The 23,411-nt window shown below is 61.7% G+C and carries 21 protein-coding genes and 1 other RNA gene; 9 read left to right on the top strand and 13 right to left on the bottom strand.

Annotated features, from left to right (window positions below; translation table 11 throughout):
• Positions 1-4: 4 nt before the first annotated feature.
• On the bottom strand, positions 5-1,036 hold the full coding sequence (gene rsmH, locus AC0L3L_RS04150; protein WP_473485242.1) for a 16S rRNA (cytosine(1402)-N(4))-methyltransferase RsmH: 1,032 nt from the start codon (positions 1,034-1,036) through the stop codon (positions 5-7).
• Positions 1,033-1,491: a division/cell wall cluster transcriptional repressor MraZ gene (mraZ, locus tag AC0L3L_RS04145; protein WP_123151963.1), complete on the bottom strand. Its 459-nt coding sequence runs from the start codon at positions 1,489-1,491 to the stop codon at positions 1,033-1,035. The genes rsmH and mraZ overlap by 4 nt, the downstream gene beginning before the upstream one ends.
• Before the next feature lie 403 nt (positions 1,492-1,894).
• Here mraZ and AC0L3L_RS04140 point away from each other — a divergent pair, with 403 nt between their 5' ends.
• Positions 1,895-3,010: a cystathionine gamma-lyase gene (locus tag AC0L3L_RS04140; RefSeq protein ID WP_473485241.1), complete on the top strand. Its 1,116-nt coding sequence runs from the start codon at positions 1,895-1,897 to the stop codon at positions 3,008-3,010.
• Positions 3,011-3,019: 9 nt separating this feature from the next.
• Here AC0L3L_RS04140 and AC0L3L_RS04135 read toward each other — a convergent pair whose 3' ends face one another.
• The 6 genes from AC0L3L_RS04135 to AC0L3L_RS04110 all read right to left on the bottom strand — a co-directional run bounded on the left by AC0L3L_RS04135 (position 3,020) and on the right by AC0L3L_RS04110 (position 6,644).
• The gene (locus tag AC0L3L_RS04135; RefSeq protein ID WP_473526576.1) at positions 3,020-3,286 is read right to left on the bottom strand and encodes a type II toxin-antitoxin system RelE/ParE family toxin; all 267 of its coding nucleotides are present in this window, start codon (positions 3,284-3,286) and stop codon (positions 3,020-3,022) included.
• A 2-nt stretch (positions 3,287-3,288) separates the two neighbouring features.
• Positions 3,289-3,564, bottom strand: coding sequence for a type II toxin-antitoxin system ParD family antitoxin (locus AC0L3L_RS04130; RefSeq protein ID WP_123151966.1), 276 nt, complete (start codon positions 3,562-3,564; stop codon positions 3,289-3,291).
• Positions 3,565-3,744: 180 nt separating this feature from the next.
• An RNA gene (rnpB, locus tag AC0L3L_RS04125) (RNase P RNA component class A) lies at positions 3,745-4,142 on the bottom strand.
• A 60-nt stretch (positions 4,143-4,202) separates the two neighbouring features.
• Entirely contained in the window at positions 4,203-4,982 is a 780-nt protein-coding gene (locus tag AC0L3L_RS04120; protein WP_473636656.1) for a lytic transglycosylase domain-containing protein, read from the bottom strand.
• Between the two features lie 184 nt (positions 4,983-5,166).
• Positions 5,167-5,928 (bottom strand): N-acetylmuramoyl-L-alanine amidase, encoded by a 762-nt coding sequence (locus AC0L3L_RS04115; RefSeq protein WP_473485238.1) that lies wholly within the window; start codon positions 5,926-5,928, stop codon positions 5,167-5,169.
• Positions 5,925-6,644 carry a TerB family tellurite resistance protein gene (locus tag AC0L3L_RS04110; protein WP_473636781.1) on the bottom strand — a complete coding sequence of 240 codons (720 nt, stop codon included), beginning with the start codon at positions 6,642-6,644 and terminating at the stop codon, positions 5,925-5,927. Before AC0L3L_RS04110 ends, AC0L3L_RS04115 begins: the two co-directional genes overlap by 4 nt.
• Before the next feature lie 91 nt (positions 6,645-6,735).
• Here AC0L3L_RS04110 and AC0L3L_RS04105 point away from each other — a divergent pair, with 91 nt between their 5' ends.
• Positions 6,736-7,065, top strand: coding sequence for a hypothetical protein (locus AC0L3L_RS04105; RefSeq protein ID WP_473526573.1), 330 nt, complete (start codon positions 6,736-6,738; stop codon positions 7,063-7,065).
• A gap of 59 nt (positions 7,066-7,124) precedes the next feature.
• Here the strand turns inward: AC0L3L_RS04105 and AC0L3L_RS04100 are convergent, their stop codons facing one another.
• The gene (locus tag AC0L3L_RS04100; RefSeq protein WP_123151969.1) at positions 7,125-7,328 is read right to left on the bottom strand and encodes a hypothetical protein; all 204 of its coding nucleotides are present in this window, start codon (positions 7,326-7,328) and stop codon (positions 7,125-7,127) included.
• 179 nt (positions 7,329-7,507) lie between these two features.
• On the opposite strand from AC0L3L_RS04100, the gene AC0L3L_RS04095 reads away from it, so the two are divergent.
• The 5 genes from AC0L3L_RS04095 (at position 7,508) to AC0L3L_RS04075 (ending at position 16,781) form a co-directional block, all read left to right on the top strand.
• The gene (locus AC0L3L_RS04095) at positions 7,508-11,401 is read left to right on the top strand and encodes a hydantoinase B/oxoprolinase family protein (protein WP_473636655.1); all 3,894 of its coding nucleotides are present in this window, start codon (positions 7,508-7,510) and stop codon (positions 11,399-11,401) included.
• Positions 11,402-11,432: 31 nt separating this feature from the next.
• Positions 11,433-12,731: a BtaA family protein gene (locus tag AC0L3L_RS04090; RefSeq protein WP_473636654.1), complete on the top strand. Its 1,299-nt coding sequence runs from the start codon at positions 11,433-11,435 to the stop codon at positions 12,729-12,731.
• The gene (locus AC0L3L_RS04085) at positions 12,728-13,393 is read left to right on the top strand and encodes a class I SAM-dependent methyltransferase (protein ID WP_473636653.1); all 666 of its coding nucleotides are present in this window, start codon (positions 12,728-12,730) and stop codon (positions 13,391-13,393) included. Before AC0L3L_RS04090 ends, AC0L3L_RS04085 begins: the two co-directional genes overlap by 4 nt.
• A gap of 423 nt (positions 13,394-13,816) precedes the next feature.
• The gene (locus AC0L3L_RS04080; RefSeq protein ID WP_473636652.1) at positions 13,817-15,472 is read left to right on the top strand and encodes an alpha/beta hydrolase; all 1,656 of its coding nucleotides are present in this window, start codon (positions 13,817-13,819) and stop codon (positions 15,470-15,472) included.
• 103 nt (positions 15,473-15,575) lie between these two features.
• Complete coding sequence (locus AC0L3L_RS04075; RefSeq protein WP_473636651.1) at positions 15,576-16,781, top strand: M14 family metallopeptidase; 1,206 nt, start codon at positions 15,576-15,578, stop codon at positions 16,779-16,781.
• Between the two features lie 271 nt (positions 16,782-17,052).
• On the opposite strand, the gene AC0L3L_RS04070 is transcribed toward AC0L3L_RS04075, so the two are convergent.
• Entirely contained in the window at positions 17,053-18,432 is a 1,380-nt protein-coding gene (locus tag AC0L3L_RS04070; protein ID WP_473636650.1) for a serine hydrolase domain-containing protein, read from the bottom strand.
• A 330-nt stretch (positions 18,433-18,762) separates the two neighbouring features.
• Here AC0L3L_RS04070 and AC0L3L_RS04065 point away from each other — a divergent pair, with 330 nt between their 5' ends.
• Together AC0L3L_RS04065 and AC0L3L_RS04060 are read left to right on the top strand one after the other, a co-directional pair.
• Entirely contained in the window at positions 18,763-19,554 is a 792-nt protein-coding gene (locus tag AC0L3L_RS04065) for a glycoside hydrolase family 25 protein (RefSeq protein WP_473485229.1), read from the top strand.
• Between the two features lie 80 nt (positions 19,555-19,634).
• The gene (locus tag AC0L3L_RS04060; RefSeq protein WP_473636649.1) at positions 19,635-20,825 is read left to right on the top strand and encodes a lytic murein transglycosylase; all 1,191 of its coding nucleotides are present in this window, start codon (positions 19,635-19,637) and stop codon (positions 20,823-20,825) included.
• 168 nt (positions 20,826-20,993) lie between these two features.
• On the opposite strand, the gene AC0L3L_RS04055 is transcribed toward AC0L3L_RS04060, so the two are convergent.
• The 3 genes from AC0L3L_RS04055 to AC0L3L_RS04045 all read right to left on the bottom strand — a co-directional run bounded on the left by AC0L3L_RS04055 (position 20,994) and on the right by AC0L3L_RS04045 (position 23,329).
• Positions 20,994-22,037 (bottom strand): tetratricopeptide repeat protein, encoded by a 1,044-nt coding sequence (locus AC0L3L_RS04055; RefSeq protein ID WP_473636648.1) that lies wholly within the window; start codon positions 22,035-22,037, stop codon positions 20,994-20,996.
• Between the two features lie 60 nt (positions 22,038-22,097).
• Positions 22,098-22,736 carry an adenylate/guanylate cyclase domain-containing protein gene (locus tag AC0L3L_RS04050; protein WP_473636647.1) on the bottom strand — a complete coding sequence of 213 codons (639 nt, stop codon included), beginning with the start codon at positions 22,734-22,736 and terminating at the stop codon, positions 22,098-22,100.
• Positions 22,737-23,125: 389 nt separating this feature from the next.
• A complete protein-coding gene (locus AC0L3L_RS04045; protein ID WP_473636780.1) occupies positions 23,126-23,329 on the bottom strand; it encodes a LysR substrate-binding domain-containing protein in 204 nt (67 codons plus the stop codon).
• Between the last annotated feature and the right edge of the window lie 82 nt (positions 23,330-23,411).

The following is a 23,411-nucleotide window of genomic DNA, read 5'->3' as shown; positions in this document are numbered from 1 at the left end:
GTGCTCACCTCTCTCCCGGGCGGTCGGCACCGGGAAGTTTTGGGTCAGGAAGTTTTGGAAGCCCGAAAATCGAAAAGTCGCCGGCGCGCGGCGGTGCTTCGGTGCGGATCGCAGCGCGCAGCCTTGCCGAGCGTGCGCGCGGATTGGCTGATATCTCGGCCTCATCAGGCGTCACGCCGCTACCCGCCTTTTTGAAGGTGGCGGTGCGCGCTTGCGCCTCGGGCAGGTGCCGCGATCCGGTGGCCGCATCGGCGCGATCGGCGATGAAGCGCTTGACGATGCGGTCTTCCAGAGAGTGGAACGTCACCACGGCCAGCCGTCCGCCCGGTTTCAGCACGCGTTCAGCCGCAAACAGCGCTTTGGCCAGTTCGCCGAGTTCGTCATTGACGAAGATGCGCAGTGCCTGGAAGACGCGGGTCGCCGGATGGATCTTGTCCTTCGGTGCGCGGCCGACATGCGTCTCGATGGCGTCGGCAAGGTCGAGCGTGCGCTCGAACGGATGTTTTTCGCGACGGCTCTCGATCATGCGGGCGATGCGGCCGGCGTGACGCTCTTCGCCAAGAAACCCGAAGATGCGGGCAAGGTCGCCCACTTTGAAGCTGTTGACGACATCAGCGGCGCTGAGGCCAGCCTGCGCCATACGCATATCGAGTGGTCCGTCGGCGCGGAACGAAAAACCGCGCTCCGGCTGGTCGATCTGCATTGAGGAGATGCCGATGTCGAGCACGACGCCGTCAGCACTTTCGACATGCTCGTCCAATGTCGAGAACGGCGCCTGAACCAGCCTGAGCTTGCCGCCTGATAGTTGTTCGAGGACACGACCCGCAGCGATCGCATCCGGATCGCGGTCCATGGCGACGACCGAGGCGCCGCTTGCCAGAATGGCTTTGGTGTAGCCGCCGGCGCCGAAGGTGCCGTCGACGATCAGCTCGCCCGCCTTAGGGGAAAGTGCCTCCATCACTTCGGCAAGGAGGACCGGAATATGGCGAGCCGGTCCGCCTGCGGCGTGAGGGTCATCGCCGTAGCCCGCCATCATTCCGGTCGCTCCCCAGGCTTCGTCCCCTGCCGAAGCTGCAAAAGCCGGGCGCGCGCTTCCGCCCCATAGGCGGTGAGCCGTCCAGGTTCCCAGATCTGAAAGAAATTGCCGCGACCGACAAACGCCGCTTCCGCGGAAATGCCGGTGTGCTCGCGGATGAAATCGGTCATCGAGATGCGGCCGTCCTGATCGAGCTTGAGAAATGTCCCATCGCCATGGCAGAAGAACGACATGTCGTCCGCCGTCTGCAGGAAGGGGTCTTCCTGCGCGATGCGCTGCTCGTAGCGGTCGAGCAGGTCGAGCCCGCCGACATCCATCGCCGGGCGATCCAGGCAGCGCAGCGCATAGAGTTCCGAATAGCCGCGTTTCTGGACAACGGCACGGAAATGCGCTGGAACGGACACCCGTCCCTTCGCATCGATCCTGTTCACCGCGCTTGACAGAAACCGGTCCATTACGCGTTACGGCCGCTTGCGCCGCCGCACCCCTCTGCATCTTCCCGCCCGCGCCGCCCCGGCGCGGTCCCTGCCCAAAACTCACTTCGTTCCAGGCGAAAACAAGCAAACGCTCAGCCGCCGCGGCTGCCCGATTGGCGTACGCTTCACCCTGACGCGGAACGAAGGCTTGAATATCGAAATGGGATATCATGGGGCGCTATGGGCGTCAACGGGAATAGGCTTCACAAACGCGCGCCACAACCGATGAGAGCAGCTTTGACGGCACTCCCGTCTTTATGCTCCATTAAGCCTAACGAAGCGTTTAGAGCGGTTTGCCGGCACGGTTCGGCGCTTGCCTGCCGGTGTGACCCGGCATAGCGTCTGCGCGTTCTTCTCCTCAAAGTCAGGGTTCGAAAAACCGATGTCCGAAACAGCGAAGTCGCGCGCCGCCACCCTTGCCCATTTGCGTGGCGTCAAGCTCGCCAAGGGCGACCCGGTCTCACTACCGCTGATAGTGACGACAACTTTCCATCTACCCGGCAACCCGGCCGGCGTCAGCCAGTACGGGCGCTACGACAACCCGACATGGAACGCGGTGGAAGACATGCTCGGCCACCTTGAGGACGCGCCGTCCGTAGCGTTCCCGTCGGGCATGGCCGCGATCTCGGCGGTCTTCTTCGCGCTGCTCAAGGCAGGCGATCGCATCCTGTTGCCGTCCGATGGTTACTACACGCCGCGCCTGCTTGCCGAGCGCTTCCTCAAACCTTTCGACGTCTCGTTCGACACAAGACCGACCAAGTCCTTTCTGGACGGCGGTTTTTCCGGCTACCGGCTGGTGTTCGTCGAGACCCCATCCAATCCCTGCCTAGACATTTGCGACCTGGCCGGCGTGGCGCGCCTTGCGCACGAGGCCGGCGCGCTGGTCGTCGCCGACAACACCACGATGACGCCTTACGGTCAGCGCCCGCTCGATCTCGGCGCCGATATCGTCGTTGCTGCTGACACTAAGGCGCCCAATGGCCATTCCGACGCGCTGTTCGGCCATGTCGCCAGCCGTGACACCGGGGTCATCACCGCCATCCGCGACTGGCGCAAACTGTCGGGCTCCATCCCCGGACCATTCGAAGCCTGGCTGGTCCATCGAGGCCTCGAGACGCTGGAAGTCCGCTTCGACCGCATGTGCACGTCGGCCGAACTGATCGCCCGACGCCTGACAAATCATCGGAGCGTGAAATCCGTCCGCTTTCCTGGGCTGGAGAATGACCCTTCGCACAATCTGGCGACCACCCAAATGGAGCGTTTCGGCTTCCTTATCGGTCTCGACCTGGGGAGTGAAGCCAAGGCCGAAGCGTTCATCGGCGCCTGCGCCCTGATCCAGCCCGCGACCTCTTTCGGCGGCGTCCACTCTTCGGCCGAGCGGCGCGCCCGCTGGGGTGATGCAGTGCCGCCCGGCTTTGTTCGCCTGTCGGTCGGCTGCGAGCCGGTGGAGGAGCTTTGGCAGGCGATCGAGGCGTCACTGGACGGCGCGGGCGGCTGAACGAACCGATCAGGAAGCCAGATCGTCGGCTTCAATATTGCGCCGGCCATGCAGCACACGCAGGATTTCGATGGCATCTCCGCCGACACGGGTACAAGGTGAGATATTCGCCGACGACCAGGTGGCGAATGCCGGGCGCAATGTCTTCGCGCGGCGCCAGCGGGCTTCGATCCGGTCGAGCAGCCGGTCTGCTGCAGCCTCGTCGTCTCGCGCGATATGAAGCCAGATCGCGATCAAATCCTCTTCTGCATTTGCAGTTCGGATGATGGGCAGCAAATTCATGCCGCGTTATCGGATTTCAATCGCCTGCGCGCTTCGGCCTTGATTTCGTCGATCGACGCAAACCGTCCCGGCCCGCTGTCGATCCCCTCCTGCACCAGCTTGCGCAGCTCCTCGACCGTGTAGCCATGCAAGTCGCGGCGGTCCTTCCATTGCCTGAGTGCGTCGCGGATCACCTCGCTCGCCGAAGCATATTCGCCTGCGGCGACCACATCGTCGACCGCAGCCGCCAGTTCCGGCGAAAGCGTGATGCTGCGTTTGTCGACCTGGCCCATGATGCGCTCCTGATATTGCCCGGCCTATGGTACGATTTAATCGTACCAATTTCAAGAAACGCTCGCTCCATGCACAGCCCAGTGAAAGCTGATTCAGTCAATGAGGCGCCTGAACCAGCAGGCGCGCCCGAAGGCGCAACCTGCTGATATCAGGGAATTTCCTTGTAGAATCTGGAAGAAATTGCCAGCTGGCCTGTAAGCCGGGTTCTGTATGGCCCTCGCCCCTTGCGGCGCGAGAACGTGGCGGCCATTCATCTTGGGCGCATGTTGCCATGCACCTCACGCAACCTACCCGGACGGTGAGCCGGAAACAGCCCTCGAGGGTTTCCCCTCGCACCGCCCCTATTCGGTCTTGCTCCCGGTGAGGTTTACCGTGCCGCTCCTGTTGCCAGTCGCGCGGTGGGCTCTTACCCCACCCTTTCACCCTTACCACGACGGATCGTGGCGGTTTGCTTTCTGTGGCACTTTCCCTAGGGTCACCCCCGCCGGCCATTAACCGGCACCGTGTCTCCATGGAGCCCGGACTTTCCTCACCCGCAGCCTTTCGGCTTCGCGGGTGCGGCCGCCCGGCCAGCTGGCAAGGCGTATAAAGGGATTCGCGCCCGAAAACGCAAACAAAAAAGCAGGTTCCGGCTTATTTACGCCGGCGCTCCAAGCGCGGCCAGCTGCACCTTGACCTTGCCGCAATAGGCCGCGGATATCGGGTTCATACGCTTGGCGCCATGGCCGGCATTGTACTTCAGGATCGTGCCGCATGTCGTGCCGTCGCCGAGGTTCCGCGCCATGGCGAGGTATTTCATGCCGTATTTGATGTTGGTCTCGGGATCGTAGAGACCTTTGATCGAGCCGCTGTAACCCATCATCCGCGCCGTCGACGGCTTGATCTGCATCAGCCCGATCTCACCGGCGCTGCCGACCTGGTTCGGCTGGAAACTGCTCTCGATCATGATGACGGCCTTGGCGAGCGACACCGGCACACCATTGCTGGCGGCATGACGCTCGATGATCGTCGAATACTGGCCGCTGCCGCCAGCGACCGCCGCCTTCGGCGCCGCCGCGCTGCTTTTCCGGCCGATCGACGCCGTCGTCGCCTGGTCGATGCGGGTCCTGTTGCGCTTCACATGCCGCTTGGAGACTGCCTTGTTTGCAGAGACTGGCTTTTTCACTTTTACCCCAGCTTTTTCCGCCATTGCGGATGCTGGCTTTTTCACCTTTACCGCAGCAGCTTTTTCCGCCTTTGCGGAGGCTGTGCTTTTTTCCTTTGCGCCCTGGCCGGCTTTCGGCGTGGCGGTTTTGTCGGACGCGGTAATGAAACCCTGGTCGGCTCGCTGGCTCAGTGGCGCGCCATTCGCCGCACCGATGGCAAAAGTAATTACGCCGGCAGCAACAGCTGCCGTTAAAACGGTCAATTTCTGCATGGGATCCTGTTCTGTTTGAACCGCGCGAAGAACTTCACGCAGCTACGCTAATCAACATCGGAACATCTGGGGGGCTGTAGGTCCGACAACTTGCACGGATCGCCTTTGACGACCGAATTGGCGGCAAAAAAGGCGGGGCAAGTCACTTTAAGTGACAGGCTGTAACTTAATAGCTAAGAAAAGACTACTTGGACGGAACTGCCCTCACGGAGGCAAGCAGCCTTTCCAGCGTGCGGATGGTCGATCCGTCGGCCACACCATCCACTTTGCGTTGGCGGAAGTGCCGTTGAAAAGCCTCGACCACGATTTCGGTATGCCGGTCAAAATTGCCTGATATCTCCACGCCATAACCGTAGCGCGCCAGCATCGATTGCAGCGCCTCGACCTCGGCATCCGCATCGCCGGCCTTCAGCACCGCGCCACGCCTGACGGGTGCCGCTTCGACGAGATGGCCGACACCGGCCTCGAACAGGGCCTTCCAAGGGAATTTCTCGCCCGGGTCGATCTTGCGTCCCGGCGCCACGTCGGAGTGGGCGAGCACCCGTTGGGCTGGAATGGAATGGCGCTGGACAATCCCCTTGCACAGGCCGATGACGGCATCGATCTGCCGTTTCGGAAAATTCCGATAGCCCAGCAAATGCCCCGGATTGACGATCTCGACGCCGACTGAACAGGAGTTGATGTCGCTGCGCCCGAACCACGAACTCTTGCCGGCATGCCAGGCACGGTCGCTTTCCCTGACCATCTGGACGATGCGGCCGTCCTCATGGACGAGATAGTGCGACGAAACCTCGCTGGCCGGATCGCACAGCCATGCTTCGGCGCCGGCGCCGGTCTCCATGCCGGTGTAGTGCAGCACGACCATATCGGCGGTCCCGGGTCGTGGACCGAAATTCGGCGATACACTTACCTCGGCGCTCGGCTCGTCGGGCAGGAAGCCGCTCATGCGTGCCGCAGGCCTCGTTCGATCATCTCATAGGCCGCGTTGATTGCCGCTATCCTGCTGGTTGCAATCTTGATGAATTCCTGCGGCAGGCCGCGTGCGATCAGCCGGTCGGGATGGTTGTCCGAAACCAGCTTGCGATAACGCTTCCTGACCTCCTCGAACGTTCTTCCCCGCTCGATGCCAAGCACGACATAGGGATCGGCCGCACCCAGGTCGACGTGCCGGGCCAGAATGCTCTGGTAATGCGCCTCCTCGATCCGGAATATCTCGGCGATACGATGCAGGAACTGGCCTTCGCGCTCGTGGACCAGCCCGTCGGCCTTGGCGATATGGAACAGCCCGTCGAGAATGTCCTCCAGCATGACACAGTTTGAATGGCCAGAGCCGCAAAGCTGCGCCATGCGTTCGGCATAGGTCTCGAATCCGGCAATGTCGCGCTTGGCAAGATCGTAGAGCCGCGCGACATTGCGCGTCTGCTTCTTCGGCACTTCGAATATCTGCTGGAAGGCGCGCACCTCGTCCTGCGTGACGATGCCGTCGGCCTTGGCCATCTTGGCCGACAGCGCGATCATCGCCACCGAGAAGGCGACGCGCCGGCGCAGATCGGGATCGCCGGAGAAAACCGTACGCACGGCCTCGACGACGTCGGCGATACCCGACGAGGTTGAGGACGAAACGCGGGTGATGAAGTCGCCGAGGCGATCCCAAATCGACATGAGCATCTATTAGGGCTAACCGGCCACCGCTATCAAGCGAAGACAATGCCGCAGGGCCGGCCCAGCCGATTTCGTGGGATGCCTGAAGTAGGTGGCGCTAACCATCGATCATGGAAAACAAGCAGACGGCAGCCGCGACAGCGGCCATATCGCGAGAAAACCGCAGGCCTTGCGACATCTTGCCGTTCGTTGCCGCCCTGGCGGCGAGGTTCGGCTACGTCGTCTCGGGGAAACTGGCGCGGGAAATGCCGGGCAGGCAGGTGGTCTGCCGGGCGCTATCGCCCGCGTCAGCCAGGCACAATTGCTGCAAACCTTGGTTACCATTGCCATTTCGGCCCTTCTGCTGGGCGAAAAAGTGACGGGCGAAACCATACCATTCGCGCTTGCGGTGATGGCCATCGCCGCAAGGCGCGTGTCTTGAACCAGATGCTGGGAAGGCCGGCATCATGCCGGCCTTCCCTCAATCTTCAGTCAGATAAACTACTGCGCCGGCGCAGGAGCAGGCTCTGTCGGAGCCGGCTCGGCCGGCTTCGTGGCATCAGGAGCCGGCTGCATCGGCTGTTCAGCCGCCGGCGGATTGGTGCTCTGCGTGGTGGTGGCATCCCCGCCCGTGCCGCTGTCGCTGCAAGCCGCAACGCCAAGCAGGGCAAGCGCCGAAACCGACGCAAGAATGAGTTTCTTCATGACATCTCTCCTCTAATCACGCCCCCGCTACCGGTGACGATCGAGGGCAGAATGCACCAAGTGCCCTATGAGTTTCATAACGTTGCATTTCCGCGTGTAACATCATCTGCTTTTGCCGTTGCCGGTGAGGCTACTGCGAATTAACACATTGAATCAATAAAATGCCTGGGAGAGCTGCCGTGACTGCCAAATGGGATTTCTGGATCGACCGCGGCGGCACCTTCACCGATGTCATCGGCCGTGACCCGGAAGGCGGGCTGCACCCGCGCAAGCTGCTGTCCGAGAATCCTGAAGCCTATGCCGACGCCGCTATCCACGGCATTCGCGAGCTGCTGGACCTGAAATCCGGCGCTCCGATCCCGTCCGGCCTGATCGGCGACATCAAGATGGGCACCACCGTTGCCACCAACGCGCTTCTGGAGCGCAAGGGCGACCGTGTTCTGCTGCTCATCACCAGGGGATTTCGCGACGCGCTGAGGATCGCCTACCAGGCACGACCCGACATCTTCGCCAAGGAGATCATTCTTCCCGAGCAGCTCTACGAACGCGTCATCGAAGTCGACGAACGCGTGCGCGCCGACGGGAATGTCGAACGGCTGCTCGACATTGCCGCCTGCCGGCCGGCGATCGAACAAGCCAGGGCGGACGGCATCGACGCCGTGGCGATCGTCTTCATCCATGCCTGGAAATATCCCGATCACGAAAAGGCGGTTGCAAAGGTCTGCAGAAAACTAGGGTTTCGCCAAGTCTCGGTCAGCCACGAGGTCTCACCGCTCGTCAAGCTGGTCGGCCGCGGCGACACCACCGTGGTCGACGCCTATTTGTCACCGATTCTGGCAAGGTATGTGCAAAAAGTGGCGGGTGAACTGGGCGTTCTCTCCCCCCTCGAGGGGGAGATGGCCGCGCAGCGGCCAGAGGGGGTCGCCCAAGGCAGCGCGAGGCGTCAAGGAACGTCGAGCACTGCCGCAACGACCCCACCCGGCGGCTTCGCCGGCACCCTCCCCGCAAGGGGGAGGGAATCCCCCCGGCTCATGTTCATGATGTCGTCGGGCGGCCTCACCGCCGCCGACATGTTCCAGGGCAAGGACGCGTTGTTGTCCGGCCCGGCCGGCGGCGTCGTCGGCATGGTCGAGACCGCAAAACTTGCCGGTTTCGACAAGGTCATCGGCTTCGACATGGGCGGCACCTCGACCGATGTCGCTCACTATGACGGCGACTATGAGCGTGCCTTCGACACCGAGGTTGCCGGCGTGCGCATCCGCGCACCGATGATGCGCATCCACACCGTCGCCGCCGGCGGCGGCTCGATCCTGCATTATGAGGCCGGGCGCTTCCGCGCCGGGCCGGATTCGGCCGGCGCCAATCCCGGGCCGGCCGCGTACCGGCGAGGCGGCCCGCTGGCCGTCACCGACGCCAATGTCATGCTGGGCAAGCTGCAGCCCGACTTCTTCCCGGCCATTTTCGGACCCGGCCAGAACGAGCCGCTCGACGTGCAGGCCGTGCGCGAGAAATTCGCTGCATTTGCTGCCGAAATCGGCGATGGCCGCACACCGGAGGCGGTGGCCGAAGGGTTCGTCACCATCGCCGTGGAAAACATGGCCAACGCCATCAAGAAGATTTCCGTGCAGCGCGGCTACGACGTCACCGAATATCTCCTGAACTGTTTTGGTGGCGCCGGCGGCCAGCACGCCTGCCTCGTTGCCGACGCACTCGGCATGGAAGCAGTGCTGATCCATCCCTTCTCCGGCCTGCTGTCGGCCTACGGCATCGGCTTGTCCTCTGTTTTTGCCTCGCGCCAGCAGGCGCTGCTGAAACCACTGGCGGCAGATTCCGGACCGGCAATCGACGACCTCATCGCGACATTGCGAAAAGCCGTCATCAATGAGCTTGCCACACAAGGCATTTCCGAGGACGCCGTCGCCTCGAAACCGGTGCTGCAGATCCGCTACGACGGCACCGACACCGCGCTGCCGGTGAATTTCGAGCACGGCTCGATTGAGCGGGCCAAGCGCGATTTCGAAACGGCCCACAAGGCGCAGTTCGGTTTCGTCTATGACGACAAGCCGATGATCGTGGAATCGGTCGGCGTCGAAGGCATCGACACCGGCGGCACCGGCCGCGAGGAAAGTGATTCAGCCCTTGAGGACATCGCCGCAAACCCCGCGGAGAATAGGAAGATCTTCGCCGAGGGCGCCTGGCGCGACGCCGGTATTTTTCCTCGCGAGACATTGAAACCGGGCAACAAGACCGCCGGCCCTGCTTTGATCATCGAGCCGAACCAGACCATCGTCGTCGAACCGGGCTGGCAGGCCGGGATCACCGCCAAGAACCACGTGCTCTTGCGCCGCATCGAGAAAAAGCGCCGGCAGGCGGCGCTCGGCACCGGTCTCTCCGGGATGATGGGGGCCGATCCGGTGATGCTGGAGGTGTTCAACAACCTGTTCATGTCGATCGCCGAACAGATGGGCGTGACGCTGCAAAACACCGCCTATTCCGTCAACATCAAGGAACGGCTGGATTTCTCCTGCGCCGTCTTCGACCGGAATGGCGCGCTGGTCGCCAATGCGCCGCACATGCCGGTGCATCTCGGCTCCATGGACCGCTCCGTGGAAACCATCATCCGGCTGAACTCGGGCGACATTCACCCCGGCGACGTCTTTGCCCTCAACGCGCCCTACAATGGCGGCACGCATCTGCCCGACATTACGGTGGTGACGCCGGTCTTTTCCCTCCCCCTTGAGGGGAGGGTGGCCGCAGAGCGGCCGGGTGGGGTCCTCTCAGGAGGCACCACAACAACGTCGAGCACTGCCGCAGCGACCCCCTCCGGCGGCTTCGCCGCCACCTCCCCCTCAAGGGGGGAGGAAATCCTCTTCTACGTCGCCTCGCGCGGCCATCATGCAGACATCGGCGGCACCGCGCCCGGCTCGATGACGCCGCTCGCCACCACCGTCGACGAGGAAGGCGTGCTGTTCGACAATTTCCGCATTGTCGATCGCGGCAGGTTTCGCGAGAAGGAACTGGAGACCCTGCTCACCGACCACCCCTACCCGGCACGCAATCCGCACCAGAACATCGCCGACCTCAAGGCGCAGATTGCCGCCAACGAAAAGGGCGTTGCCGAACTGCGCAAGATGGTCGCCCATTTCGGCCTTGGCGTGGTCGAGGCCTATATGGGCCATGTCCAGGACAACGCGGCCGAAAGTGTGCGCCGCGTGCTGGAGCGGCTGCCCGACAATTCCGTATACGAGTATCCGACCGACACCGGCCAGGTGATCAAAGTGAAGATCTCGGTCGACCGGCAGAAGCGTGAGGCGACCGTCGACTTCACCGGCACGTCGCCGGTCATGAAGAACAATTTCAACGCTCCCGAGCCGGTCGCCCGCGCAGCCGTGCTCTATGTCTTCCGCGTCATGGTCGAGGACATGATCCCGATGAATGCCGGATGTCTGAGACCCATCAACATCATCATCCCCGATGGCTCGATGCTGAAGCCCGCCTACCCTGCCGCGGTCGTCGCCGGCAATGTCGAGACCTCCCAGCATGTCACCAATGCGCTGTTCGGCGCCATGGGCGCGATGGCCAACGCGCAAGGCACGATGAACAACCTCACCTTCGGCAACAAGCAGTACCAGTATTATGAGACGATCTGCTCCGGCTCGCCGGCAGGCCGGATGAATTCCGGCCGCGGCTTTGCCGGCACCTCCGGCGTCCACACCCACATGACCAATTCGCGCCTCACCGACCCGGAAGTGCTGGAATTGCGCTTCCCCGTCCTGCTTGAGGATTTCCACATCCGAGAAGGCTCCGGCGGCAAGGGCAAATGGAGTGCCGGCGACGGCACCAAGCGCACCATCCGCTTTCTCGAAAAGATGGAATGCGCCATCCTGTCCTCGCATCGCAACCGCCCGCCGCAAGGCCTGGACGGCGGCGGCGATGGCGAGGCCGGCTCGACCAAGGTCCGCCGCAAGGATGGCCGCGTCGAAGTCCTGAAGGCTTGCGACCAGACGGTGCTGGAGGCCGGTGAAGCCGTCATCGTGACGACGCCGACGCCGGGTGGGTTTGGCAAGGCCTGAGCTCGCCTCAACAGGTTGTCACCGGCCTGTCATGACGCTGCGCTACCCGCTTGCGCCAGAGCAAACGGGGAATCGCCTTGCCATGACCGACATTTCCGGAGAACTGGTTTTTCGCCGCGGCAAGGAAGTTGGCAAGGCCGTCTATCAGAATCGCCCGCTGTCGAAGGCCGGGGTTTCCGAACGGCTCTTCGCCTTCCTGTTTTCCGGCCTCGTCTATCCGCAGATATGGGAGGACCCCGATGTCGACATGGACGCGATGCAGCTTGGCCAGGGCCACCGCGTCGTCACCATCGCCTCTGGCGGCTGCAACATCCTCGCCTATCTCACCCGGTCGCCGGAACGGATCGACGCCGTCGATCTCAACACCGCCCATATCGCGCTGAACCGCATGAAGCTCGAGGCGGTGCGTCATCTGCCCTCGCAGGGCGACCTGTTCCGTTTCTTCGGCGCTGCCGAGAGCCGTCACAATTCGCAGGCCTACGACCGCTTCATCGCGCCGCATCTCGATCCGATCAGCCGCCATTACTGGGAGCGTCGCACCTGGCGCGGCCGTCGCCGCATCGCCGTCTTCGACCGCAATTTCTACCAGACCGGTCTGCTCGGCCTGTTCATCGCCATGGGTCACCGCACCGCCAAATTCTTCGGCGTCGATCCGGCCGGTATCATGCAAGCCAAAAGCCTTGCCGACCAGCGCCGCTTCTTCAACGAGGAGCTGGCGCCGGTCTTCGAGAGGCCGTTGCTGAAATGGGCCACCTCGCGAAAAGCCTCGCTGTTCGGGCTCGGCATTCCGCCGGCACAGTACGATTCGCTGATCACCTCTGGCGACGGCACCATGGCCAGCGTGCTGAAGGCCCGGCTGGAAAAGCTCGCTTGCGATTTTCCGTTGAAGAACAACTATTTCGCCTGGCAGGCTTTTGCCCGTCGCTATCCCAATCCCGGCGAGGCGGCGCTGCCTGCCTATCTCGAAAAGCGCAACTACACGACGATCCGCAACAATGTCGACCGCGTTGCCATCCACCATGCCAATCTGATCGAATTCCTCGCCGGCAAGGATGCCGGTTCGGTCGACCGCTTCGTCCTGCTCGACGCGCAGGACTGGATGACCGACGACCAGCTCAATGCGCTGTGGGCCGAGATCACCCGCACCGCGTCCACTCATGCCCGCGTCATCTTCCGCACCGCGGCTGAACCCAGCCTGTTGCCCGGCCGGGTCTCGAATTCGTTGCTCGACCAGTGGAGCTATGCGGACGAGGCGTCCAGCGAATTCTCGGCCCGCGACCGTTCGGCCATCTATGGAGGCTTCCACCTTTATGTGAAGCTGTCCGCATGAGCACGACCGAACTGCCGGCCAGCCATGCCGAACTGATGGACGGCGTCTATCGCTGGCAGCGCCATTTCTACGACCTGACCCGCAAATATTACCTGCTCGGCCGCGACCGGCTGATCTCAGGGCTGGATGTGCCGGCCGGCGGCTCGGTGCTCGAACTCGGCTGCGGCACCGGCCGCAACATCATCCTCGCCGCCCGCCGCTATCCCGACGCCCGCTTCTTCGGTCTCGATATTTCGGCCGAAATGCTGGAAACGGCCACGGCTGCCATTGCCCGCGAAGGCCTGTCCGGCCGCGTCAAGCTGGCGCGCGGCGACGCCACTGATTTCGACGCGAAAGCGCTATTCTCCACTGAAAGTTTCGACCGCATTTTTGTCTCGTATTCGCTGTCGATGATCCCCGGTTGGGAGAAGACGGTTTCCGCCGCACTTGCAGCCCTGTCGCCTGGCGGCTCGCTGCACGTCGTCGATTTCGGCCAGCAGGAGGCCCTGCCCCGCTGGTTTCGCACACTGCTGCGCGGCTGGCTGGCCAAATTTCACGTCGAGCCGCGTCAATCCCTGCGTGATGTCCTGGAATCGGAATCTGCAAAAGTCGGCGCAAGCCTTAGATTCAGAACACTTTATCGCGGCTATGCATGGCTCGCCGTGGTCGGGCAGCGCAGCTAGTCAGGGTGTGTTGAAATTCAGGTCAGGCCGAGCCGGAGTCGAAGACGGGCAACTTCGCGCGTCAGGAGCGGACATTGCCATCCACCTCGCCACGCTCTTCACGAGAACGAACTCTGAATCGGATTAGACTGGACCTGGCGAACGGCGCTTGTGTCTTCCGGCGCGAAAAGCCCAACGCTCAACCGAGTATCCTCTTGACTCGTCCGGGCTTCCCGGTGCGGTCGCGCCATTTGCAAACATCGGCTCTCTAACAGCAACGGGGATTTTGGCGATCGCAAAGCAACTCAACCAGATATTGCGACTTGCCACACGGAGCAGCTGGAAATTTATCCTACCCTCCTTCTACAAAACGCGAGAGCAAGCCATGATGGGCTAGTCGTATTCATCGCGAGACCGCTATCCTAGGAGAAGCGAAGCGGCCAAATGCGCAACTGGGTGACAAAGTTCTGGCGCTCGCTTTCTGCAGGCGGCCTCGTCGTGGGCACGCTGTTCTTCGTAGCTTCTCTTACGCCGACCCTTGTTCCTCGAACCTATCTGACCCAGGGCCTGCTCTCCGGGGCATGTTTCGCCGCCGGATACGGCATCGGAGTCGCGTGGCGCTGGCTGTGGGCCTATATGGAGCTTCCGGAACCGCGTGAGCGGTTCCTGCTTGCTCTCAAGATCGCCGTCGCGGCCATTTGCGCAGCAATCGCCATCTTGTTTTTATGGTGGGCAGCGGAATGGCAAAATTCAATCCGTCAACTGATGCACCTCGAACCCGTGACGAGCGCGCATCCGCTTGAAGTCTGCGTCATCGCGATCGTCACGTTCCTGATGCTCATCGCGCTGGCCCGGCTCTTCAAACGCATCTCCCGTTTGATATCAGAAAGGTCGGGCCGCTTCGTCCCCCGCAGGGTTTCGAATGTGATCGGTTTCACTGTCGCGATACTGTTGTTCTGGGCGGTCGCAAATGGCGTGCTCGTCCGCTACGCGCTCTACGTCGCCGATTCGTCCTTCGCAACGTTTGATGCCCTCGTCGAACCGGATCGAGCGCAGCCGACACCTCCGCTCAAGACCGGCAGTGCCGCTTCCCTCGTCAGCTGGAAAGAACTTGGACGGGCAGGACGAGAGTTCATCGCGACGGGACCTACCGCTAGCGAGATAAGCACGTTCACGCAAAAGGATGCGCGCGAACCCATCCGGGTCTATGTGGGGCTTCGGGCGGCCGACACTGCCGAAGAGAGGGCGCAACTTGCCCTTGAGGAATCAAAGCGCGTCGGGGCCTTCGAACGCTCCGTACTGGTCGTCATCACGCCTACCGGAAGTGGCTGGATCGATCCCGCCTCGATGGATACGGTTGTTGAATACCTCCACAATGGCGACGTGGCGAGTGTTGCCCAGCAGTACTCCTATCTGTCGAGCCCGCTATCGTTGCTGGTCGAGCCGGAATACGGCTCGGAAGCAGCAAGGGCTTTGTTTGCCGCAGTCTATGAATACTGGACGACGCTTCCCCACGACAGGCGACCCAAACTCTATCTGCATGGCCTGAGCCTCGGAGCGATGAACTCCGAGAGATCGGTGGAGCTTTTCGAGATCCTTGGTGACCCTGTCCAAGGGGCGCTGTGGAGCGGTCCGCCCTTTGAGAGCAGAATTTGGCGCAGCATAACGGAGCATCGCAATGCCGGTACGCCCGCTTGGTTGCCGCGGTTCCGGAACGGTTCGTTCGTCCGCTTCATGAACCAGAATGGCGAGACCGGTCCGGCGGACGCGCCTTGGGGTCCCATGCGCATTGTCTACCTCCAATATGCCAGCGATGCGATTACGTTTTTCGATTATCGCGACTTCTATCGTCGTCCCGAGTGGATGGACGCTCCACGCGGCCCGGACGTCTCGCCGGAACTGCGGTGGTATCCGGTGGTATCGATGCTACAGTTGGCCCTTGACATGGCCGTCGCGACCAATACGCCGATGGGCTATGGTCATGTCTTTGCGCCCGAACACTACGTCGACGCGTGGCTCGCGGTGACTGATCCGCAGGGCTGGTCTGCCGACCAGATCGCGCGATTGAAGCAGTATCTTGCCGCTCGCGGGAGGATGTGATCGCTGCCTGCGACGAGTGCGTTATGCGAGCGGTTTGCTTACGAAAGTCTACACATTTGGCATTCGACTTTGGCTTTCCACACGACATAGGGAGATCCTCATCATGTCGGACAAACCTAAAAAGGGCCTCGATCGCCGGAATCTAATTGTAGCATCCATTGCCTCGGTAGGCGCGGCGGCCGTCTTCGCGGCCAATGCCGGTTCTGCGAACGCCCAGGACTCAGCGGCTTCATCTATTAGCCCGACACCGGGTGCGCCATCAGCAACGGTCTATACCGGCGATGTGATCCAGGGGAAAAAAGCCGTCAGCGTGCTCGACGTCAAGGACCTGGAGCCCGGCAAGAAGCATTTTTTATATTTTCAGGGCGTGCAGATGCCCACCGGACAGCACTGGTATGTGTCTGTGACGGTCGCTAGGGGGGCAAAGCCGGGCAAGCGCGCTGTCCTGGTCAGTGGTGTGCATGGTGACGAGATGAGTTCTGTGCATACGGTCCAGACCGTGATGAACCAACTTGATCCGGCGGAGATGTCGGGCACAGTGATGGCGGTCACGGACGTGTCCCGTCCAGCCATGGAAAGCATGCAGCGCAGATGGCCCAATTCTGGCAGGGGCATTGACCTGATCGACATGAATAGGGAATGGCCCGGCAACGAGAACGGTGCCAGTGCGGCCAGCCGCCACGCCGGTCTCCTGTTCAACCGGCTCCTTCGGCCGAACGCTGACGTCGCAATCGACTTCCATACCGGGACGACCGGATTCGATGCCTCCGCATTCAATATTGGCGACATGGATGTGCCCGAGATCAAGGCGATGCTGGAACTTTATCCAGTGGGCCAGATCTTCGACAATCCTGTGTATCCAAGCGTCCTTCATAACGCGTTTGTCGCCGCGGGTATCCCATCCTTTTGTCCGGAGGTTGGTGCTGCGCGTATCCTCGACCTTGAGATGATTCCCCTATTCGTTGAAGGCACGATGAACGTCCTCAAGCATCATGGCATCCTTGCCGGGCCAATGGGACGCACAGGCAAGGATGTGAATGTTTTTGTCGGCAACAGTGCGTTCCCGATCCTGGCAACCCAGGCCGGGTTCGTCGAGCATCTGGTCAAGCTGAACGACAAGGTCGGACCCGGACAGAAAGTGGCCATTCAGCGTAACAGCTTCGGCGAGGTGGTTGCGGAGTACACCAGCAGCGTGGCTGGAGAGGTGGCGGGGCTGCGCGGCGATACGACGGCCGAGGCCGGCAATACGTTGGTATTTGTCCTTTTCCACAGGGCGGCGCCGGAGGGCGTCGAGACTTATCCCGAGTAGTTCACACCCTGCCGAGGCGGCTTAGGTGAACTGACGAGCGATCGAGGCAATCCAAACGCGTCGCCGAAGTGGTGCTCTATGGTGAAATTCGATATCGCCGGACTGGAGGCGCCGCCGACAGATTGAGCCTGACCGTGCTCGTTGGATCCGTACTCCAAAAACGACTAGCGATGGAGCGTCCGCTTCCACCCAACTTGCGTCGTCCCGGCTCTCGGCGTCAAATGTCCGAGAAGGGTCCGAACTCGGTCGTTCAGGTGATTGGGTTTTGACCCTAATGCAGCGCCTTCACCAGCGCTGCCACCATCGTCTGCGGCCGGTAGCCGAGCTTGGCGGGCGTCAGGCCGAGCCGCACCACCACCAGCTGCTCCGAGGGGATGATGGCGACCGTCTGCCCGTCATGGCCTTCCAGCCAATAGGTATCCCGAGGCAGGCCCGCAGCGATGCCGGCGCCGGGGTTCTCCTCGTCGCCCGGCCCCTCGATCCACACCTGGCCCCTGCCGTAGACTTTCGAGGCGGGTGCAGCTTCCCGCATCCAGCCGACGAAACCGGCAGGCAGGATCTCCTTGCCGTTCCAGACGCCGTCCTGCAGCAGGAATTGGCCGAAGCGCGCCCAGTCGCGCGCGGTGGCGTAGAGATAGGACGAGCCGACGAAGGTGCCGTGCTCGTCGGCCTCCAGCACCGCGCTCTGCATGCCGAGCGGGTCGAACAGTGCGACCCGTGGCCACGCCAGCGCCTCGTCCTTATCTCCGATCGTATCCTGCCAGAGCCGCGACAGCATCACTGCCGTGCCGCTCGAATAGGAAAATACCTTGCCCACCTCGCCGGTCAGCGACTTGGATCCGGCAAAGCCCGCCATATCAGGCTCGAGGTAGAGCATCCGCGTCACGTCGGTAACGTCGCCATAATCCTCGTTGAACTCCAGCCCGCTCGACATCGCCATCATATCGGCGAGACTGATTGCAGCGCGGCCGTCGGCTTTCCAGGGTCCAAACAGGCCCTGGTTCGTCATCACCATCTTGCCGTCCTTCACCACCGTGCCGACGATCGCGGCATTTACCGTTTTGGTCATCGACCAGCCAAGCAGCGGCGTCTTCTCGGAAAAGCCGTTTCCATAGCGCTCGGCGATGAGGCGGCCGTTCTTGACCACTATCACCGCCCGCATACCGGCGCCGGTCATTGCAGGATCGTCGAGGATGTTCGCGATTTCGGGGTTCTGCGAGGCATCGACCTTGTCGCCCTCCGGCCAGAGTGCATCGAGCGGCGGCGCCGGTGTCAGCGCCGGCCCGGCGACTGCTTTGGCCGTGGCGATGTCGCCATCCGGAACCGAAGCACAGCCGAGCCCGTCTCGAATGACCGCGACGCTCTTGCCGAACACGCCGAACAGCCCCGCCCAAACCGTGCCCTGCTCCTTGTCGACGGAGACCCTCATCAGCCTGAGCAACGGATGGCCCGGCGCCTGCACGTCGACGGCGAGCACCTGGTCGGCATCGCGTCCGGCGAGAAAGACATTCGAGCAGACGATCTTGGCCGTATAACCCGAGCCGACGCGGATCAGTTCCGGCGGCGCGATGTAAAGCCAGGCGGCGAGTGCTGCGACCGCCAGCACGGCCAGCCCGAGCAGCCATTTCACTAGCCTCAGAACAATCCGCATTTTTCCAACTCCCCGCACGCTCATCTATGTCATCGATTTGCCGCCATTGCTTCGGCAAAATCGCGGTTCTGGTCGAGCGCTGTCAACGGAATATCAACCATGATCGGCGATCACTGATGCATGTCACCCAAAAGCATGCCCCCGGGCCCGAACCGGGGGTGCGCAGCGGTTTTGGGATTACGACATGCATAACAAAGATTAAGGCGCGCCGAAGCGGCGCACTTTAAAAGATAGAGCGGTCCTGTGGGGCGATCGCTTGGGGGCACGGTCGAGGGACCACCTGCAGCAACAACCCATCAGCGGCCGGCTGAAACCGGTTCAGGAGTAGCGATGCGCCGTCTCGCGGCTTTCATCTTGCTGACGCTGCTGGGCGCTTGCTCGACCGTCGACGATCTTGCACCGTCGCTGCCGGGCGCCCCGACCGTTGCGGTGCGCGCACCCCGTTTTGACGACTCCGACCCGCATGAATGGGACAGCGGCGCGCCGTGGAGCTATGCCGTTCACGGCACCGACGTCTCCAAATACCAGACCTCGGTCGATTGGCCGGCGGCCAGGGCCAGCGGCATTTCCTTCGTTTTCATCAAGGCGACGGAAGGCGGCGATCGCTTCGACGCGTATTTCAACGAGCATTGGAGCCGCACGAAAGCCTCAGGAATCCCGCGCGCGGCCTATCATTTCTACTATTTTTGCACCCCGGCCGCCACGCAGGCGCGCTGGTTCATCCAGAACGTGCCCAAAGACCGCTCGGCGATGCCGCCGGTTCTCGACATGGAATGGAACCCGCAATCGCCGACCTGCAAGCTGCGCCCCAATGCGGCCACGGTGCGCAGCGAGATGAGCACATTCCTCGAAATCGTCGAAACCCACTACGGCAAGAAGCCGATCATCTACACTTCGATCGATTTCTTCGACGACAACGGCCTGTCGGTTTTCCGCGGCTATCCCTATTGGCTGCGTTCGGTGGCCGGCCACCCGCGCAAGAAATACGGCAGCCACCCCTTCACCTTCTGGCAGTACACCGGAACCGGTATTGTGCCGGGCATCCCAGGCCAGGCCGATATCAACGTTTTCAACGGCTCGGAAACAGCCTGGAACAAGTGGCTGCGGCAGAACACCCGTTGACACCGGGCCTGCCGCCTGCTTTTCGACACAGCCAAATGAAGGATGCTTGCAACCGCTGGTGATCTTCTTGGGGGATGGCGATGCGATTGCGCTTGGAAATTCTCGCGGCGCTGCTTCTGGCCGCTACGGCGGCGCCGGCGGTGGCACAGCAATGCGGCGGCGATTTCGAGGCATGGAAGCAGGGCGTAGCGGCGGAGGCCAGGAACGCCGGCGTCGGCACTGCCGGCCTTGAGGCGCTGGAAAAGGCCACCGCCGACAAAAAGGTGCTGGCGCGCGACCGCGCCCAGGGCGTCTTTACCCAGACCTTCATCGAGTTCTCGAACCGGATGATCTCGGCCTATCGGCTAAAGCAGGGCGTCGCCAATCTGAAAAAATACGCCGACGTCTTTGCCCGCGCCGACCAGGAATTCGGCGTCCAGCCGCCGATCATCGCCGCGTTCTGGGCGCTGGAAACGGATTTCGGCGCCGTGCAGGGCGATTTCCACACGCTGAACGCACTGGTCACGCTCTCGCATGACTGCCGCCGCCCGCAACTCTTTCGCCCGCAGATCACGCCGCTGCTGACCCTCATCGATCGCGGCGTCGTGCCGGCCGATGTCACCGGCGCCTGGGCGGGGGAAATCGGCCAGACACAGATGCTGCCGTCCGACTATCTCGGCCGCGGCGTCGACGGCGACGGCGACGGTCTGATCGACCTGCGCAGCAGCGCGCCGGATGTGATCATGACCACGGCCAACAAGATCATGTCGCGCGGCTGGAAACGTGACCAGCCCTGGATCGAGGAAGTCCGCGTGCCCGACGACATGCCATGGGACCAGACTGGCCGCACCAACAGGCTGCCGCTGACGCAGTGGGCTCAGTGGGGTGTCACCAACCCCAACGGCACGCCGCTTGTCGACAACGGCCTGAAGGCAGGTCTCGCGCTGCCCATGGGCCGCAAGGGTCCGGCCTTCCTCGTCTACGACAATTTCGACGTCTACCTCGAATGGAACCAGTCTTTCACCTATGCGCTGACCGCTGCAAATCTCGCCGCGCGGCTGGCGGGTGCGCCGCACTTCGACCCGCGCAATCCCGAACCCGGCCTCAACGGCGCCCAGATGAGGGCATTGCAGACAAAGCTCGAGGCCAAAGGCTATGACGTCGGAACGGTCGACGGCATCCTGGGCACCAACACCCGCGAGGCGATCCGCAAGGAGCAGATGCGGCTTGGCCTGCCGGTCGACGGCTGGCCGACGCCGGAGCTTTTGGCGAAGCTGCAGGTTAGTGAGTAGTGAGTGGTACTAGTGGTGAAAGCCTGACGCTTGGTACCCGACGCGCAGGGCAGTTCAGGGTGGAGAGTTCGCGTTGACGGTCTGAACGGGCAAGAAGCGACAGTTGCGGACGATCGGAAAGTCACGTCGTTTGTTGCGATGGTGATTTACCTACGAATGCCCATCGTTTCATTCCGGCAGGCCAGCGAGCCGCAACCCTTCGACGTATCGGGCAAGGAGAGCCTTATCCCGATATGGCGCGCGGGAGCTGTATCGCTCGATCGAGAATTCCGGATTGAGCTTGAGAAGTTCGCTAGCGGCGCGACGGGCGTCCTCCAAGCGACCAAGTTGGGCATATGTTGCCGCCAGCAAGCGGTAGGCGGAACCAAGGTCCGCCATCTTTTCCAAAAGGGACAGGGCTTCGAGGTAGTTTCCGGAAAGGTATTTGCTGGCCGCAATGTTCCAAAGGTACCAGTCGGGTCGGCTGGGATTGAGCCGTAAAGCCAGTTCTCCGATTCTGGTCGCGTCCTCGAGACGCCCGAGATAGCCCAAGGCATCGCAATATTCGGCGAGGAGATCGCAATTGTTGGGCGCAAGCTCGCGGCCGCGTTCGTAACAGCCTATTGCTCTTTCAGCTTCCCCCCGCCAGAGGTAAACGACGCCCAGCGCCCAGTGGACGTTGGCGTCGTAGGGACTGAGTTCAAGGGCTTTGCTCGCCGAAGCGAATGCACTTGCCAGCGTGGTTTCCAGATCGACGCGCTCATTCCATTTCAGCCTGAGTATCTCGAGCCAGGCGAGTCCCAGGTATCCGCGCGCGTAGCCCGGATCGTCGTTGATCGCGGCGACGAACATCTCTCTGGCAAGTCTGAGGTCATCCGGATTCAAGCTCATCTCAAGATGCCTGCCGCGCAGGTAAAAGTCGTATGCCCTCAGTGCGGTTAGCGGTTTGCCGAGAACACGGTGGCGCTCGGCCTCCTCGATCTTGATGTTAAGGGCGGCCGGAATGGATTGGGACAGCTCGTCTTGGATGTAGAACACATCGACAAGGTCGAAATCGTATTTCTCCGCCCAGATGTGTTCGTGTAACGCATTGGTCAGATTGGCATTGACCCGGACGCGATTGCCGAGCCGCCTCACGCTGCCCTCAAGAGTGTAATGCGTGGCCGGAGCATTCTGTTGCGGCTCTGAACGAGGCAAGCGAACGATCACGTTTAACCCGGAGAAGCGCGACAATGCGGCAACGATATCCTCGGTTATGCCGGCGGCGAAATACTCCTGGTCGGGATCGCCGCTCTAATTCACAAACCTCGAGACATAGAGAAGCGTTCTGTTCGACGCGATAGCAGGATTATTATCCTGAACGTTGAGCGACGGCGGTGCCATGAGGGCGGTGGGCGTGTGCTTGGATGGCGTGTCATCATCGATGATGACATTGAAAATCCGGAGCGGACGTTCAATGTTCTTCAACGCCTGCTCGCCCGCATCTTCGAAGCTGATATACAGGCGGTTGCCCACAGTATCGCGCACCGATGCCGAGACCGCGACGCCCCCAGGCCTGGCGATGCTCTCGATGCGCGCCGCCACGTTTACGCCGTCACCATAGACGTCTTCGTCTTCGAACAGGATGTCGCCGATATTAATGCCGATGCGAAATTCTATTTGCCGATCGCGACGGACGTTCGTGTTCCTCGTCCGCATCTCCAGTTGGATTTCGACCGCGCAGAGAACCGCTTCCTCGACGGCGCGGAACTCCACCAACATGCCATCGCCCATGAGCTTGATGATGCGGCCATGATGCAATGCGACCTTGACGTCCAATAGTTCCTGACGATGCTTCTTCAGGGCCGACAAAGTACTTTTCTCGTCAATTTCCATCAGCCGGCTGTAGCCGACTACGTCAGTGGCCATGATGACGGAGAGTTTCTGTTCCATCAGCGCTCCCCACTCCTACAAGCAACTTGATAACACATCCGCACCGCCGAAGCATCGAACTTGCGCGGCCGGAAATGGGAAGATGATTACACGATAGGTTCCTGAGGGCTGCGGAAATTTCGGCTGCCGGCATGGACAACTTATTGAAAGGCAATTCCGTTTTTGATTGTCGGCTTCGGGCTCAATCACGACCTTCCAGCAGAAGCATTTAAGGGCAGCACAGGGTCGGATCTTGCCGTTCATTGCGGGCACCAAGCGTTAGGCTTTCACCACTAGGTACTCACTGCTGACTACTGACTTATTCACTATTCACTATTCACTATTCACTAATCCGCCATCATCTCCAGGGCTGGCAAATCCCTGCGGCGCGTCACGTTCATCGAACAGCGTCACCGCCTGGCAAGCAGGAAGTCGATAAACACACGCAAGGCCGGCGGAACCTGCCGGGAGCTCGTATGATATAGATGAAAGCCCGGAAATCTGGGCGACCAGGCTTCGAGAAAACGGATGAGCTTGCCGGTTTCGATCCACGGCCGAACCTGGTAATCCAGCACGTAAGCCACGCCGATCCCATCCAGGGCCGCCCTGATCATCAGTTCCACTAGGTACTCACTGCTGACTACTGACTTATTCACTATTCACTATTCACTATTCACTAATCCGCCATCATCTCCA

The sequence above is a fragment of the Mesorhizobium sp. WSM4849 genome, assembly GCF_055811385.1.
This window is presented reverse-complemented; position numbering and strand designations above follow the sequence as displayed.

Bases quoted from the DNA above. Each gene is read 5' to 3' on its own strand.
- rsmH (WP_473485242.1), bottom strand. From the start codon at position 1,036: ATGATGGCGGGCTACGGCGATGACCCTCACGCCGCAGGCGGACCGGCT.
- mraZ (WP_123151963.1), bottom strand. From the start codon at position 1,491: ATGGACCGGTTTCTGTCAAGCGCGGTGAACAGGATCGATGCGAAGGGA.
- AC0L3L_RS04140 (WP_473485241.1), top strand. From the start codon at position 1,895: ATGTCCGAAACAGCGAAGTCGCGCGCCGCCACCCTTGCCCATTTGCGT.
- AC0L3L_RS04130 (WP_123151966.1), bottom strand. From the start codon at position 3,564: ATGGGCCAGGTCGACAAACGCAGCATCACGCTTTCGCCGGAACTGGCG.
- AC0L3L_RS04120 (WP_473636656.1), bottom strand. From the start codon at position 4,982: ATGCAGAAATTGACCGTTTTAACGGCAGCTGTTGCTGCCGGCGTAATT.
- AC0L3L_RS04115 (WP_473485238.1), bottom strand. From the start codon at position 5,928: ATGAGCGGCTTCCTGCCCGACGAGCCGAGCGCCGAGGTAAGTGTATCG.
- AC0L3L_RS04110 (WP_473636781.1), bottom strand. From the start codon at position 6,644: ATGTCGATTTGGGATCGCCTCGGCGACTTCATCACCCGCGTTTCGTCC.
- AC0L3L_RS04100 (WP_123151969.1), bottom strand. From the start codon at position 7,328: ATGAAGAAACTCATTCTTGCGTCGGTTTCGGCGCTTGCCCTGCTTGGC.
- AC0L3L_RS04090 (WP_473636654.1), top strand. From the start codon at position 11,433: ATGACGCTGCGCTACCCGCTTGCGCCAGAGCAAACGGGGAATCGCCTT.
- AC0L3L_RS04085 (WP_473636653.1), top strand. From the start codon at position 12,728: ATGAGCACGACCGAACTGCCGGCCAGCCATGCCGAACTGATGGACGGC.
- AC0L3L_RS04080 (WP_473636652.1), top strand. From the start codon at position 13,817: ATGCGCAACTGGGTGACAAAGTTCTGGCGCTCGCTTTCTGCAGGCGGC.
- AC0L3L_RS04075 (WP_473636651.1), top strand. From the start codon at position 15,576: ATGTCGGACAAACCTAAAAAGGGCCTCGATCGCCGGAATCTAATTGTA.
- AC0L3L_RS04070 (WP_473636650.1), bottom strand. From the start codon at position 18,432: ATGCGGATTGTTCTGAGGCTAGTGAAATGGCTGCTCGGGCTGGCCGTG.
- AC0L3L_RS04065 (WP_473485229.1), top strand. From the start codon at position 18,763: ATGCGCCGTCTCGCGGCTTTCATCTTGCTGACGCTGCTGGGCGCTTGC.
- AC0L3L_RS04060 (WP_473636649.1), top strand. From the start codon at position 19,635: ATGCGATTGCGCTTGGAAATTCTCGCGGCGCTGCTTCTGGCCGCTACG.
- AC0L3L_RS04050 (WP_473636647.1), bottom strand. From the start codon at position 22,736: ATGGAACAGAAACTCTCCGTCATCATGGCCACTGACGTAGTCGGCTAC.
- AC0L3L_RS04045 (WP_473636780.1), bottom strand. From the start codon at position 23,329: ATGATCAGGGCGGCCCTGGATGGGATCGGCGTGGCTTACGTGCTGGAT.